14 protein-coding genes are annotated in these 14,245 nt (G+C 39.1%); 11 read left to right on the top strand and 3 right to left on the bottom strand.

From position 1 onward, the window contains the following. Positions 1-126 precede the first annotated feature (126 nt). The 8 genes from ACEW8O_RS25015 to ACEW8O_RS24980 all read left to right on the top strand — a co-directional run bounded on the left by ACEW8O_RS25015 (position 127) and on the right by ACEW8O_RS24980 (position 9,999). Positions 127-1,293 carry a 1-deoxy-D-xylulose-5-phosphate reductoisomerase gene (locus ACEW8O_RS25015; RefSeq protein ID WP_373497361.1) on the top strand — a complete coding sequence of 389 codons (1,167 nt, stop codon included), beginning with the start codon at positions 127-129 and terminating at the stop codon, positions 1,291-1,293. Next, complete coding sequence (gene rseP, locus ACEW8O_RS25010; protein ID WP_373497360.1) at positions 1,293-2,606, top strand: RIP metalloprotease RseP; 1,314 nt, start codon at positions 1,293-1,295, stop codon at positions 2,604-2,606. The genes ACEW8O_RS25015 and rseP overlap by 1 nt, the downstream gene beginning before the upstream one ends. Positions 2,607-2,691: 85 nt before the next feature. Further along, positions 2,692-3,348: a hypothetical protein gene (locus ACEW8O_RS25005; protein ID WP_373497359.1), complete on the top strand. Its 657-nt coding sequence runs from the start codon at positions 2,692-2,694 to the stop codon at positions 3,346-3,348. Between the two features lie 57 nt (positions 3,349-3,405). Further along, positions 3,406-3,981 carry a hypothetical protein gene (locus tag ACEW8O_RS25000; protein ID WP_373497358.1) on the top strand — a complete coding sequence of 192 codons (576 nt, stop codon included), beginning with the start codon at positions 3,406-3,408 and terminating at the stop codon, positions 3,979-3,981. A gap of 248 nt (positions 3,982-4,229) precedes the next feature. Beyond that, entirely contained in the window at positions 4,230-6,719 is a 2,490-nt protein-coding gene (gene lon, locus ACEW8O_RS24995; RefSeq protein ID WP_373497357.1) for an endopeptidase La, read from the top strand. Between the two features lie 38 nt (positions 6,720-6,757). Beyond that, positions 6,758-7,777: a type IX secretion system protein PorQ gene (porQ, locus tag ACEW8O_RS24990; protein ID WP_373497356.1), complete on the top strand. Its 1,020-nt coding sequence runs from the start codon at positions 6,758-6,760 to the stop codon at positions 7,775-7,777. 10 nt (positions 7,778-7,787) lie between these two features. Continuing rightward, the gene (gene hslU / locus ACEW8O_RS24985) at positions 7,788-9,191 is read left to right on the top strand and encodes an ATP-dependent protease ATPase subunit HslU (protein ID WP_373497355.1); all 1,404 of its coding nucleotides are present in this window, start codon (positions 7,788-7,790) and stop codon (positions 9,189-9,191) included. A 70-nt stretch (positions 9,192-9,261) separates the two neighbouring features. Next, positions 9,262-9,999: an SDR family NAD(P)-dependent oxidoreductase gene (locus tag ACEW8O_RS24980; RefSeq protein WP_373497354.1), complete on the top strand. Its 738-nt coding sequence runs from the start codon at positions 9,262-9,264 to the stop codon at positions 9,997-9,999. A 333-nt stretch (positions 10,000-10,332) separates the two neighbouring features. Here ACEW8O_RS24980 and ACEW8O_RS24975 read toward each other — a convergent pair whose 3' ends face one another. Continuing rightward, positions 10,333-10,821: a histidine phosphatase family protein gene (locus ACEW8O_RS24975; protein ID WP_373497353.1), complete on the bottom strand. Its 489-nt coding sequence runs from the start codon at positions 10,819-10,821 to the stop codon at positions 10,333-10,335. An 88-nt stretch (positions 10,822-10,909) separates the two neighbouring features. On the opposite strand from ACEW8O_RS24975, the gene ACEW8O_RS24970 reads away from it, so the two are divergent. After that, complete coding sequence (locus tag ACEW8O_RS24970; protein ID WP_194974116.1) at positions 10,910-11,104, top strand: cold-shock protein; 195 nt, start codon at positions 10,910-10,912, stop codon at positions 11,102-11,104. 61 nt (positions 11,105-11,165) lie between these two features. On the opposite strand, the gene cdaA is transcribed toward ACEW8O_RS24970, so the two are convergent. Further along, positions 11,166-12,035: a diadenylate cyclase CdaA gene (gene cdaA / locus ACEW8O_RS24965; protein ID WP_373497352.1), complete on the bottom strand. Its 870-nt coding sequence runs from the start codon at positions 12,033-12,035 to the stop codon at positions 11,166-11,168. Continuing rightward, positions 12,032-12,916: a dihydropteroate synthase gene (gene folP, locus ACEW8O_RS24960; protein WP_373497351.1), complete on the bottom strand. Its 885-nt coding sequence runs from the start codon at positions 12,914-12,916 to the stop codon at positions 12,032-12,034. Before folP ends, cdaA begins: the two co-directional genes overlap by 4 nt. Before the next feature lie 14 nt (positions 12,917-12,930). Between folP and ACEW8O_RS24955 the strand changes: the two genes are divergently transcribed. Both ACEW8O_RS24955 and ACEW8O_RS24950 read left to right on the top strand, forming a co-directional pair. Beyond that, positions 12,931-13,476 (top strand): DUF1599 domain-containing protein, encoded by a 546-nt coding sequence (locus tag ACEW8O_RS24955; RefSeq protein WP_373497350.1) that lies wholly within the window; start codon positions 12,931-12,933, stop codon positions 13,474-13,476. Continuing rightward, a partial coding sequence (locus ACEW8O_RS24950; protein WP_373497349.1) for a BT_3928 family protein occupies positions 13,469-14,245 on the top strand: 777 nt, incomplete at its 3' end. The genes ACEW8O_RS24955 and ACEW8O_RS24950, both read left to right, overlap by 8 nt.

Below are 14,245 nucleotides of genomic sequence, written 5' to 3'. Positions count from 1 at the left end.
AACTTTCAAAAAGACTGAAAAAATTGAAGGAAAAGTCTTTTAACATTGTAATTTTGTCAGATTGAAAAAATGGGACTGACGCCGAATATTGTTTTGTGTACATCCCGGATAATGCAATTTGAATTAATGTCAGGAAAAAAAAATGTAGCCATCCTTGGCTCAACAGGTAGTATCGGCACACAAACCCTGGAGGTCATCCAAGCCCACCCCGAAAATTTTCAAGTAGAAGTCCTGACTGCCCAAAATAATGCGGATTTACTGATTGATCAGGCTTTGAAATTCCGGCCAAATTGTGTGGTTATTGGGAATGAGAGTCTTTACGGGAAAGTGAAGAACGCTTTATTGCCCCATGATATCAAAGTATTTGCGGGCGATAAGGCGATAGCGGATGTTGTGACTATGGAGGGTATCGACTTGGTGCTGACCGCATTGGTTGGTTATGCAGGGCTAATTCCGACCATCAAAGCCATCGAAGCAGGAAAGCAGATAGCCCTTGCCAACAAGGAGACCCTTGTAGTGGCCGGAGAGTTGATCACCCAACTGGCAAAAGAGAAGGGTGTGAATATCTATCCCGTTGATTCCGAACATTCAGCGATATTTCAATGCCTGGTAGGAGAGTTTCACAATCCTATTGAAAAGATTATATTGACCGCTTCCGGTGGGCCTTTCAAGGGAAAAGACAAAGCGTTTTTGGAAAATGTGACCAAAGCCCAGGCTCTAAAACATCCCAATTGGGATATGGGTGCCAAGATTACCATTGACTCTGCTTCCCTAATGAACAAAGGATTGGAAGTCATTGAGGCCAAATGGCTCTTTGGTCTTTCAAAGGATCAGATTGAAGTTGTGGTTCATCCCCAATCCATCATTCACTCTTTGGTACAGTTTGAGGACGGATCCATTAAAGCACAACTTGGATTGCCTGATATGCGTATCCCTATACAGTTTGCTTTGAGCTATCCCGAGCGGTTGAAAGCTGACTTTCCAAGATTTGACTTCGCAGATTATCCAAGTTTGACTTTTGAAAAACCGGATATGGAAACTTTCCGTAATTTGGGTTTGGCATTTGAGGCGCTTAGAAGAGGAGGAAATGCCCCGTGTATCTTGAATGCTGCAAACGAAATAGCTGTAGCTGCATTTTTGAGAGATGAAATAGGCTTTCTTGAAATGTCAGATTTGATTGAGACCACTTTGGAAAAAGTAACATTTATCCAAAAACCCGGTTTATTGGATTATATAGAAACGGACAAAATGTCCAGAAGAATAACTGAAGAATTAATAAAGAGTAACGTATAATGGATACATTGATTATGGTGGCCCAGCTGATTCTGGGATTGTCAATTTTGGTTGGATTGCACGAACTGGGTCACTTGTTGACTGCCAAGTTGTTTGGTATGCGAGTGGAAAAGTTTTCCATCGGATTTCCCCCGAAAATAGTCGGCTTCAAATATGGTGAGACAGAATACTCAATTGGAGCGATTCCTTTGGGAGGTTTTGTGAAAATATCCGGTATGGTTGATGAGTCTATGGATACCGAGCAGTTGGCCTCAGAACCACAGCCTTGGGAGTTCAGGTCAAAACCAGCATGGCAACGCCTGATCGTTATGATGGGTGGAATCATCGTCAATGTTGTTACAGGGATTGTGATTTTTGTGGTATTGGTACACCAAAGAGGCGAAACTTATTATTCAAGGGATCAGGTAATCGAACATGGAATTGTTGCTTATGAAATTGGTCAGGAGATTGGGTTTCAGGATGGTGATAGGATATTGGACATTAGCGGAGAACCCTACAAAACATTAGGAGATCTCAGCAGTGGTAGTGCCTTACTCAGCTCAGAGGGGTATTACACAGTAGACCGTAATGGGGAAACCATTAAAATTGAGATACCAAGAGGATTTATCAATTCTTTCTCCAATGAAGAGAGTATGGGGCAATTTTTGGATATCAGGCATCCCATTAAAGTAATGGAGATTTCTCCTGGCAGTTCCGCAGAAAAAATCGGTTTACAAAATGGAGATAGAATTTTATCGGTCAATGACAACGAAGTTTCATATATCAATGAATTACAAGCTGCCTTATCCCAATTGAAAGGGGAGCAAACCAACATTCTGGTAGATAGAAATGGGCAAAAAATTGAAAAAGAAGTTCAAATCAGTGAACAGGGAACATTGGGGTTCATTAATGCTCCCATTGACCCTGTAGTCCAAAAATATGCGATAGGAGAATCAATCGTTAAAGGTACCGAGCGGGCTTTTGGAGTCGTGATTATCAATGCAAGGGCTTTGGGTAAAATGTTTACAGGAGAGGTGTCAGCCAAAAATGTCAGTGGTCCTATAGGAATGGCAAAGATTTATGGCAGCAGATGGGATTGGGTCAAATTTTGGAGTATTACCGGTTTGATTTCCATGATTCTGGCATTTATGAATTTATTGCCAATACCTGCATTGGATGGGGGACATGTGATGTTTTTGTTATATGAAATGGTATCAGGTCAGGCACCATCTGACAAGTTTCTGGAAAATGCCCAAAAGGTCGGTATGGTGATGCTGTTGGCCCTGATGGTCTTTGCAATTGGGAATGATATTTTGAAGATTTTTACGGGGTGAAACCCGGCTTGATTGAAGATAAAAAAGGAGGGATTGAAAATAATTTCAGTCCCTCCTTTTTTTAAAATTAAATTTTTTAGTACAATTGGGAGTTTTATCACCCGAAATAAATATGAATGTGTTTTTTTTGTTACTAGTAGTAACAATTTTTGGCCCCTTATCTGAATTTTCTTTTGAGTCTAACCAAGGTAACACTGCATTTAGTAAGACCTTAACTTTACAGGATCCAAAGGATTTTATTATTGATGCTTCGGGGGGAAAAGTATATGGTAAGGTTACCGGCAAATTTGACTTGAACAACTATGAATTTATTAAATTCAGGGATGGTAGAAATAATGATTACAAATACTACCCTGATGATATTTTGGGTTTTGGATTAGAAAACGGCAGGTATTTCTTAAGCGAAAAGTTACCTGGTATAGAAAGCAAAGTGTTCTTTCAGGTAATCTTTTCCGGGAAATTTGATTTATTAAGCTATAGGGGAAGATATTTTATAGATAACGGAGAAAGAAAAATAGAACTTAAGAGTTCTTATGAATCGGAAGATATTGAAGGCAGAAAAGTTAAAAGGTATAATCAAAAGCCTTATTCAGGAGTACTAAACAGTTTGATGACGGGAAATTGCGGGACAGAAATGTATAGCCTTATAGTTTCTATCAAGTTTAGTGAAAAGGATTTCATTTCAATAATGGAGAAATTTCATGAGTGTGAGGGAATACCGTACCAGACTCACGTTGAATAAATACCTTATTTAAAAATATCACCTGTTGTAAGCTTTGGGTTGAATTATGCCCACCCGATGGTAAATTTTAAAAGTGATGGAAGCAAGGATGTTTTTGAGAATAACGCATTTCCAATGATTCAGGGTGGTATCAAAGTTCACCAAAATAGGAAAGCTCCAAGATTTACGTTTGATGCAGGGTTGGGAATAAATTTTCAAAATAATACGATTCATTCCGAAGCCATAAAAGAATCATCTAAACTCACGGGCAGTGAGAAATACAATACGATTTCGATATTCACACCATTGTTTGTTAATTATACATTTTTGAGAGTCAATGAAGTGGATTTTTATGTCGGTTTGGGTGTGATGTACAGGTATTTGATCTTTAAAAGTAAATTTGCAATTGTTGAAGAAAGTTTAAATGAAAACTCGGACTTAATTCTAAGAGAAGGTTCTTTTTTGGTCAATAAGACCCATTTTGTATCACCAATGTTTAAAGTCGGCACACATATCCTTAGAAGTAAAAAGATAGGGATTGTCTCGGAACTTCAGGTAGATTATTCAAGATTCAATTTTATTGTTGACCATAATGAGGTGGGGTCAGTTTATAATCAGCTCATGGTTTCATATGTAGTCGGGGTCAGGTTTTGATTAAAAAATTCTATGAAAAATATATTTTTTATTAACATCCTTTTGTTCTCGGTATGCTTTATTATTTATTTGATTGTTGGAATTCACTTTTTGAATTCGACCCCGAATACTTCACCTATTAACCTGCCAATTTGTACTCAAATAAACCTTGGCATATACATTGATTTTATGGAGAGAACCTTGTTAACTTGAAGGTTCTTGTTTCTTTTAATAAATAACGTGACACTTTAACTGTCATATTGTCCTTTATGAACAATTACGAAAATCATTTATATCAATCCTTTTTGGGAGGCGATTATGCAGGAGAAGGCGACCTTATCCAACTCATCACTGATGATGAAGAAGATTTGGAGCAACATCCGGAAGACCTTTCCAAAGAAGTCCCCATTCTTTCAGTACGGAACACTGTTCTATTCCCCGGTGTCGTGATTCCAATTACAGTCGGAAGACAGCGTTCTATCAGGTTAGTGAAAAAAGCCCAAAAGGGCAACAAACTGATTGGTGTCTGTGCACAGATCAATCCTCAAAACGACGACCCATCATGGGAAGACATATATCATGTAGGTACTTTGGCAAAAATCATCAAGATGATTGTGCTGCCTGATGGAAACACCACCATCATTATACAGGGAAAAAAGAGGTTTAGTATATTGGAACCTTTGACCGAAGACCCTTATTTCACGGCCAGGGTAGAATACCTCGAGGAGAATTTTCCCAAAAACAGCAAAAAAATCCAAGCACTTGAGGAGTCCCTAAAAGATGCAGCCGCAAAAATTTTGCATCTCAATCCTGAAATTCCCCGGGAAGCCCAAGTGGCCTTGGACAACATAGATAATACTGCTTTTTTGACCCACTTCCTTTCATCCAATATTAATGCACCCGTAGATTCTAAGCAGAGACTTCTTGAAATCAATGATGGGGTGGAGCGGGCTACGCTTCTGTTGGAATTTATGATGAAGGATATCCAAATGCTGGAACTGAAAAGCGAAATCCAGAAAAAAGTCCATACCGACATTGACCAACAGCAAAGGGATTATTTCCTTCGTCAGCAGATGAAGGTGCTTCAGACCGAATTGGGAGAAGAGGGACCTGAAAAAGAAGTTGAAGAACTGCGGGCCAAAGGAGCAAAGAAAAAATGGACTAAGGAAGTATCAAGACATTTTGAAAAGGAGCTGGACAAGATTCTTCGAATCAACCCTTCTGCAGCCGAATATCCAATAGCCCTGAATTATGCGGAAACATTGGTAGAGCTTCCATGGAATGAATATACCGTGGATAACTTTGATCTGAGAAGGGCCAAATCTATACTGGATAAGGATCATCACGGTCTGGAAAAAGTCAAGGAAAGAATCATTGAATACCTTGCTGTATTGAAGTTGAAAAACGACCTCAAAGGTCCAATCCTATGCTTATACGGCCCTCCCGGAGTAGGTAAAACGTCCTTGGGTAAGTCAGTGGCAAGAGCATTGGGAAGAAAATATGTAAGGATGTCTTTGGGTGGAGTTCATGATGAGGCTGAAATCAGAGGCCACAGAAAAACCTATGTTGGAGCCATGCCCGGAAAGATCATTCAGAACATGAAAAAAGTGAAATTTTCGAACCCGGTTTATGTTTTGGATGAAATAGATAAGTTAAGTTCTGATTTCAGAGGGGATCCTTCATCGGCATTTTTGGAGGTCTTAGACCCGGAACAAAACAGCACTTTTGTGGACAATTACCTTGAGGTAGAATATGATCTGTCCAAAGTCTTATTTATCGCTACTGCCAATTCCCTGGATACCATTCAGCCGGCATTGAGAGACAGAATGGAAGTGATAGAGGTGACAGGTTATACTTTGGAAGAGAAAATTGAAATAGCCAAAAAGCATTTGATTCCCAAGCAAAGGAAAGAGCACGGATTAAAAGGCAAAGACATAACTTTTGACAGGGCGGCGATAGTGAAGATTATTGAGGATTATACCCGTGAGTCGGGTGTAAGGAACTTGGAAAGAGCCATTGGTAAAGTGGTGAGAAATGTGGCCAAGTCTATTGCCATGGAAGAAGAATACACCAAAAAAATCTCTGCCCAAATTGTCAGAAAAGTTTTAGGTGGAGAAATTTTCGATAAAGAATTTTACCAGGATAATAGTGTGGCAGGTGTGGTTACCGGATTGGCATGGACTTCAGTTGGGGGAGAAATCCTGTTTGTGGAAACTTCTCTGAGTAAGGGTAAAGGAAAGTTAACCCTCTCAGGGCAATTGGGTGAAGTGATGAAAGAATCGGCCATGACAGCCTTATCCTACCTCAAATCAAAAGCATATAAATTAGGCATTGATGAAAGGGTGTTTGATCAATATGACCTTCATATCCATGTTCCTGCGGGAGCGGTGCCCAAAGACGGCCCATCTGCGGGTATTACCATGTTGACAGCGATGGCTTCAATTTATACCCAACGAAAGGTAAAATCCAGGTTAGCCATGACAGGTGAAATCACCCTCAGGGGTAAAGTAATGCCTGTTGGTGGTTTAAAAGAAAAAATTCTTGCTGCAAAAAGAGCTGGAATAAGAGATATTATCTTATGCAAGAATAATAAAAGAGATATTGAGGAAATAGATGCAGAATACCTAAAAGGTGTTGTGTTCCATTTTGTGGACAAGGTTGAGGAGGTTTTGGAAATTGCTTTAATGAAAAACAAGGTGGAAGATGCAATGGTTTTTAGATTCCCAAAGGAAGTTCATAACGTTAGTTTGGAATCCTGATGTTTTAAATCAAATGGAAAGTAAAGGCTGAAGACAATTTGGGTAAATACTTAAAATACCTTTTGGTTTTTTGTTTGGGCTGTTTAATAATGGTTCAGAAAAAATCAGATGCCCAAACATCGAGATCAGCATATAACTTTATTGACAATCCATCCTTTACCAAATTAGCAGGCCTGGGAGGGGTAAATATTACATCAGGAAATGATGTCCTGATGTTCACCTCAAATCCTTCCTTATTGGACAGCGCTTCTATTAATACCCCGGCATTTCATTACCTCAATTTTCCCGGAGGGATACATGTGGCGACTTTGGGATATAATTTTCAGGCTGTGAATGGAGGCGTTTTCGGAGTGGCTTTGCAGTATTTTGATTATGGGAATTTTGAAGGCTTTGATGCCATTGGAATACCGACCGGCGATTTTGATGCCAATGAATTCTCATTTGTTGTTGGGTATGCCCAACAGATGGGAGTATTCAGATATGGGACAAATATAAAAATACTTGGTTCCGTTTTGGAAGGCTATCAGGCTTATGCCATGGCATTTGATTTTGGGGTAAATTACCATCACCCCGAAAAAAATCTTGTTCTTGGACTGAATGTAAGGAATTTTGGTTTTAACCTGAGTACTTATATTGAAGGTCAAAAACTTCAGCTTCCATCTGATGTGAGGATTGGAGGGAGTTTCAAGCCTGAACATGCTCCTTTTAGGTTTCACCTCACTTTGAGAAATCTGAATGGAAGGGAACAGGATTTCTTTTACCCGGACCCCTCAGTAAACAGAGAAAATGTTTCAACATTTGATAAGATGTTCAGACGGGCAGTATTTGGGGTAGAGGTTTTGCCAAGTGAGAATTTCACTGTTCGTCTTGGCTACAATCACCTGATCAGAAAGGAATTCGGAACTTCTTCAGGAGCAGGTGCAGGAGGCTTTTCCGGGGGCTTTGCCTTCAAAGTCAAAAAATTTGAACTATCCTATTCCAGGATGTTTTACAATATACCGGGTGGATCCAATGTATTTGGAGTTTCCACCTCAATCAATGAATGGAGAACGTTTTAACGACAACAATATGAAGAATGAAATCAATGAGCTAACTCCCAGGCAAATCGTAGCAGAGCTAGATAAATATATCATCGGACAGCATGACGCCAAACGAAATGTGGCCATAGCGCTCCGGAACAGGATCAGGAGGATGAATGTGAAAGGTGATATCCAAAAGGACATTGTCCCCAATAATATCCTAATGATAGGTTCCACAGGAGTTGGTAAAACCGAAATAGCGAGGAGATTGGCGAATGTTGCCAATGCGCCATTTACCAAAGTGGAAGCTTCAAAGTTTACAGAAGTTGGCTATGTAGGTAGAGATGTGGAGAGCATGGTCAGAGATTTGGTAGAACAATCAGTCCATTTGGTCAAGGAAAAGAAAAATGAAGAAGTAAAGGAAAAAGCTTCTATTGCCGTTGAAGAGGCTATTTTGGATATTTTGATTCCGCCGGTAAAAACAACTGGATTTGCCCGGCCTACAACCTCAGTTTCCAGTGATTTCAATTCTGAACCGGTTTCGGAAGATGAACTCAATGAGCGCACAAGGGACCGTTTTCGTGAAAAATTGAAAAACGGAGAAATGGAAGAGAGAAAAATCGAAATCACTGTCAAGCAAAGTCCCCCTGTAGGCGTAGGAATGATCGGAAACGGTATGATGGATGATGCCAGTATGGCAGGGCTGCAGGATATGATTTCGGGGATGATGCCAAAGAAATCTAAAAGAAGAAAAGTAACGATAGCCGAGGCAAGGAAGATCCTAATGGAAGAAGAAACCTCTAAATTGGTTGATTTTGATGAGGTAAAAGAAGAGGCCCTCAAGTTGGCTGAGAACAATGGAATCATATTTATTGATGAGATAGATAAGGTAGCTTCCAAAAGCGGAAAAGGCGGAGGTGGTCCTGATGTTAGTAGGGAAGGGGTGCAAAGGGATTTATTGCCTATCGTCGAAGGTAGTGCTGTCAATACCAAATATGGGATAGTCAATACGGATCACGTCCTGTTTATTGCAGCAGGGGCATTTCATGTTGCCAAGCCTTCTGATTTGATCCCGGAGTTACAAGGAAGATTTCCTATCAGAGTTGAGCTCACAAGCCTCACCGAAGATGACTTCTACAGGATATTGAAAGAACCGAAAAATGCTTTGACCAAACAATATCAGGCTTTGTTTGAGGCAGAGGAGGTTTTCTTGGATTTCAATGATGAATCAATCAGAGAAATTGCAAAACTGGCTTTTAAAATAAATGAAGAGGTGGAAAATATCGGAGCGAGGAGGTTACATACAGTCATGAGTCATTTGTTGAATGATTTCCTCTTTGACGTACCGGATACGATTCAGGCAAATTCTAAAATCATGATTACCAAAGAAATGGTTGAAGAAAGACTGACTTCACTTGTGAAAAACAGAGATCTTTCCCAGTATATACTATAATAAATAATCCCCGCCCAATCCATTTGTTAAATTTATTTTGGGCGTTTTAATTTAAAAATCAATTACAACTATGCCCGAATCTTCACTATACATCGTCACAGGATCAAGTAAAGGGATTGGAGAGGCAATGGCCGATCTTTTGCTTCAGGAGGGTGATTGTGAAGTAATTGGTATTTCCAGGTCAAAGGTGCAGAGAGAAAGCCCAAATTATACCCATTTGGAAGTAGATTTGGGGCAAATAGATGAGTTGGTCAATAAGTTGGGGGATATATTTCCGAAAAAAGAATTCAGGAAAATTGTCCTGGTCAACAATGCAGGTTGGATTGGTGAAATAGATCATTTTGGGAATTTGGAAGACCAAAGCTTTAAAAATATTTTTGAGATCAACACAATCGCACCGGCCATATTGATGAATGCTTTTGTTAAAAATTACCGTGATTTTGTCGGTTCGGAGAGAATAGTGGTAAACATCAGTTCCGGAGCAGCTAAGAAATCAATTGATGGTTGGTCAGGCTATTCCGCCTCCAAGGCAGCATTGGATATGCTGACAAAAACAGCTCAGTTGGAAGCAGAATTGGATGATAATGGCATCAGGTTTTTTTCGGTAGCTCCGGGAGTAGTGGACACTGCCATGCAAACAGAAATCAGATCAGCATCTGAAGACAGCTTCTCTTCTCTGTCCAAATTTAAAAATCTGAAAAAAAACAACCATTTGAGCAGTCCACAACAAGCTGCTGAGAAATTGCTTTATCTTATAAATCATTCAGATAGATTTTCAGAGGTGCTTCAGGATGTGAGGGATTTTTAAATTTCATAATACTGTTTATTCCAAAACCTGCCATCTTTTGTTATGATCGAGCATATCTAAAACAAGTCATAATTTCTTATGCTTGAGACGGTTCATGGCGTGCCAAAAGTAGTTTGGTGTTTTTGGGGAGGTACGTGATGAATGATGCCAGAACACTAAGCTTTTTACTTATAGTATCCAGGGTAGAAATATGCACTATCCCTTACCGCGGACAGTTTTTTGAAATATTTTTCATCCGCTAAATTACAGGTTCCGCAAAAATATTTTGAAAACATTGCCAGTGGGTTTCACAAAAAATGCCGGTGTGTATCACAGGTGTTATTGGTAATGGTTCTAACTTTTTTTTGGATAATCAAAAAACCAGACTTTAGCATTTTTACTGTCCACATCCGACCATTTGTCCACATCGAATTTGAAACCGAACTGACCGGCTGTAGGTAGATTATCTATTTCACCACCCAATTTCCAGACAAGGTCATTTTGACCGGGATTATGTCCAAATACAAACAAGGTTTTGACAGAATTATCTGTTTTTCTGATTTCAGACAGGATTGTGGATGCTGATGCGTGGTAGAGATCTGAAGTATACCGTATTTTTTGGGAAGGGAAATCCAACTTTTCAGCAGTGATGATTGCGGTGGTTTTAGCACGCTCTGCATCAGAAGAAACCATAGCATCAGGGAAAATTTCAGCCTTCTTTAAGCGGTTTCCCATTTTAGGAGCGTCCCTCAATCCACGCTCGGCAAGGGGTCTTTCATGGTCATCCAAAAAGGTATCATCCCAGGATGATTTTGCATGACGGATAATTACAAGCTTTTTCATTTAGCCAATTTAGCAAAATAAATTTTTGTTTTTTCATGAAGTATATTTACATTTAAATACATTTAACCACATAATTATAATATTTATCATGCTTACCGGAACAGTAAAATTTTACAATGATGCTAAGGGATTTGGTTTTATCGTTGATGACCAATCCCAAAGTGATGTGTTTGTCCATGCCACAGGCCTGGTCGACAAAGTAGCCCAAAATGACAAAGTAACTTACGATGTAAAGGACGGCAAAAAAGGCCCTAATGCTATAAATGTAAAAAAATTAGAATAAAATTATTCATTAGGTACTTGTGAAAACGGCTCTGAAATTGAATTTTCAGAGCCGTTTTGTTTTAGGCACTTGTTGGGGTAATTTTTTTGAGTTTACTTCTTTCATAAACTGAAATGGGCTCAAATTTCTCGTCAATATCCACCCCTGTCAGGTAATCATTGATCATTTCCCGCAGTTCCTGAAATGATAGGTTATGTAGAATTTTACCGTTTTTCGACAATGAAACCTGTCCTGTTTCTTCAGAAACAATCAATACCAAGGTATCTGTTGCCTCTGACATCCCGATTGCAGCCCTATGTCTCAGCCCAAATTGAGCAGGTACATCTCTTTCGGTCACAGGTAAAATACACCTTGCCGCTTTTACCTTTCCATTGTAGATAATTGCAGCCCCATCGTGCAATGGGCTATATTTATTGAATATGGATACCAATAGCCTTTTGGAAACCTGTGCATCAAGGATGTCCCCGCTTTCGGCATAAAATTTCAATTCAGAGTTTCTGGAAATGACCATCAATGCACCCGTATTGGTTCCGGATAAACTTTTGGAAGCAACAATAAGGGGATTTATATTAAAAGCCTGTGATTCTCTCTTTCTCCAAAAGAGAAGTTCCTGAAGAAAATTTTCGTTCGAAAGGAATGAAGTTCTGCCGATGATAAGAAGAAATTTTCTGATTTCAGGAGCAAAAATAATGATGGCAGCAATCACACCGACACCCATAAACTGCCCCAAGATGATAGAAAGAAGTTCCATCCTTAAGGCACTTACCATCAGGTAAACCAAGTAAATGGATAGAAACCCAAGAAAAATTTTGATGGCTACGCTGCCCCTTAATAATTTGTAAACCTGGTACAATAATACACTGACCAAAGTAATATCTATGATATTTACTATGGATATTTCCAAAAATCCGATTTTGAAAAGTAGTGTCAAGGGTAGAGTTCTTTATATAGTTTTATAGTTTCTTTAACTTCTTTCACGTCATGAACCCTTAAAATGTTCGCACCATTTATTAGTGCCGCCATGTTAAGCGCTGTAGTTCCATTCAGGGCATTCTCAGGTTGGATACCAAGTTTGGTATAAATCATGGATTTTCTTGATAATCCAACTAAAATGGGTGCTTGAATTGTTTTAAAATAAGCTAAATTTCTGAGAATCCAATAATTTTGATCTAAAGTTTTGGCAAATCCTAATCCTGGGTCAATGATTACATCTTTTATGCCGGATTTCCTGCAATCTTTCATTTTTTTAGAAAAATAATTCATTATTTCTAAAATAATGTTTTCATATCCTGTCTGCGTCTGCATGGTCTTAGGATTGCCCCTCATATGCATGGCAATGTAGGGCACAGAGAGCTTCCCTACTGTGGGTATCATTTCGGGGTCAAGCTCTCCTGCTGATATATCGTTGACCAGATCAGCCCCGGTATTTACGGCTTCTTGAGCCACTTTGGATCTGAATGTGTCGATCGAAAGCAGGCAATTGGGGAAATATTTTTTCACTTGCCCAATGGCCCCTATGGTTCTTTTTAATTCCTCTTCTTCTGAAACAAGATCTGCGGAAGGTCTGCTTGAATACCCCCCGATATCTAAAATATCAGCTCCATCTTCTATCATTTTTTCAGCCACATGCAAGATTTCAGAGGTTACTGATTTTATCCGGCTACCTGCATAAAAAGAGTCTGGCGTAAGGTTTAAGATTCCCATTACCCATGGCTCATTTAACAAAAGTAGCTTTCCTTTGGATTGAAGTGTTATTTTTGGACTAAAAGATATATCTTCGGTTTTCGTAGGAAAAGGTAATTGATTATCCATTAAACAGAAATACTTTGAAGAGGCAAACCACGAGCGAATATAATCAAGTTATTCACCTTTGTAAAGAACTTTTCAAGAAGAAAACCATTGATTATGGCACTGCTTGGAGAATATTTAGAATTCCCTCCATTACAGATCAAATTTTCATCAAAGCCCAAAGGATAAGGTCTATCCAAGAAAAGGGTAACCAAAAAGTAGATGACCCGATCGTTGATGAGTTTGTAGGTATTATTAATTATTGCCTGATAGCTTTGATACAGATTAGCCTGAAAGAAGATACTAGGTTGGAATTGGATTTAGAGGAGATTGAACCTTTATATGACCATTGGGTAGATGCGACAAGAGGTCTTTTGGAAAATAAAAACCATGATTACGGTGAAGCCTGGAGAGACATGAGGGTATCTTCAATGACAGATATCATTTTAATGAAATTATACAGGGTAAAGCAGATTGAGGATAATATGGGTAGGACTCTGGTATCGGAAGGAATAGAAGCCAATTATCAGGACATGATCAATTATGCGGTGTTTTGCCTTATCAAATTAGATTACCATGATTAAGCACTGGATATTATTTGTCATCAGGCTACTGGTAGGTGGCCTATTTATATTTTCGGGGTTGATCAAAGTGAATGACCCGGTCGGCACGTCCATAAAGTTGGAGGAGTATTTTGATGTTTTTTCTAACGACATTGCCTCCTTTTTTTATATCTTCAAAGAAATTGCCCTGCCCTTGGCGGTAGTCTTGGTAGTAGCTGAAGTGGTACTTGGGATTATGCTGATTTTGGGGGTTAGGTTAAAGTTCACGGTTTGGGCTTTAAGTATTCTTATTATATTTTTCACGTTTTTGACCTTTTACTCTGCTTATTTCAATAAAGTGACTGATTGTGGGTGTTTTGGGGATGCGATCAAATTGACACCTTGGGAATCGTTTATCAAGGATGTGATTTTATTGAGTCTGATTGGGGTTTTGTTTGTTTTCAGAAAAGATCTTTCCAATGATGGCAAGACTTGGGCCAAATGGACTGTCAGGTTCAGTTTGGTTATTTCTTTTGCAATAGCGATTCTAGCTATTAGAAATCTTCCTTTCATTGATTTTAGAGCATACAAAGAAGGAGTAAATATTCCAGAGGCCATGCAACCATCCGCACAGCTTCAGTATAACTATGTTATGAAAAAGGATGGGCAGGAGTATGTTTTCGATCAATATCCTTCTGATGATTCCTATGAATTCGTTGAAATGAATCTTGTAAATGAAGATGCCCTTCCAAAAATCTCTGATTTCGCAGTTTGGAATGCTGATGGAGATTATACAGATGAAATTCTGACA

Source organism: Aquiflexum sp. (assembly GCF_041749095.1).
GTDB lineage: Bacteria > Bacteroidota > Bacteroidia > Cytophagales > Cyclobacteriaceae > Aquiflexum.
This window is presented reverse-complemented; position numbering and strand designations above follow the sequence as displayed.

Excerpts from the sequence above, each read along its gene's own strand:
- ACEW8O_RS24980 (WP_373497354.1), top strand. The coding sequence starts at position 9,262 with ATGCCCGAATCTTCACTATACATCGTCACAGGATCAAGTAAAGGGATT.
- ACEW8O_RS24975 (WP_373497353.1), bottom strand. The coding sequence starts at position 10,821 with ATGAAAAAGCTTGTAATTATCCGTCATGCAAAATCATCCTGGGATGAT.
- ACEW8O_RS24970 (WP_194974116.1), top strand. The coding sequence starts at position 10,910 with ATGCTTACCGGAACAGTAAAATTTTACAATGATGCTAAGGGATTTGGT.
- folP (WP_373497351.1), bottom strand. The coding sequence starts at position 12,916 with ATGGATAATCAATTACCTTTTCCTACGAAAACCGAAGATATATCTTTT.
- ACEW8O_RS25000 (WP_373497358.1), top strand. The coding sequence starts at position 3,406 with ATGGTAAATTTTAAAAGTGATGGAAGCAAGGATGTTTTTGAGAATAAC.
- lon (WP_373497357.1), top strand. The coding sequence starts at position 4,230 with ATGAACAATTACGAAAATCATTTATATCAATCCTTTTTGGGAGGCGAT.
- hslU (WP_373497355.1), top strand. The coding sequence starts at position 7,788 with ATGAAGAATGAAATCAATGAGCTAACTCCCAGGCAAATCGTAGCAGAG.
- ACEW8O_RS25015 (WP_373497361.1), top strand. The coding sequence starts at position 127 with ATGTCAGGAAAAAAAAATGTAGCCATCCTTGGCTCAACAGGTAGTATC.
- rseP (WP_373497360.1), top strand. The coding sequence starts at position 1,293 with ATGGATACATTGATTATGGTGGCCCAGCTGATTCTGGGATTGTCAATT.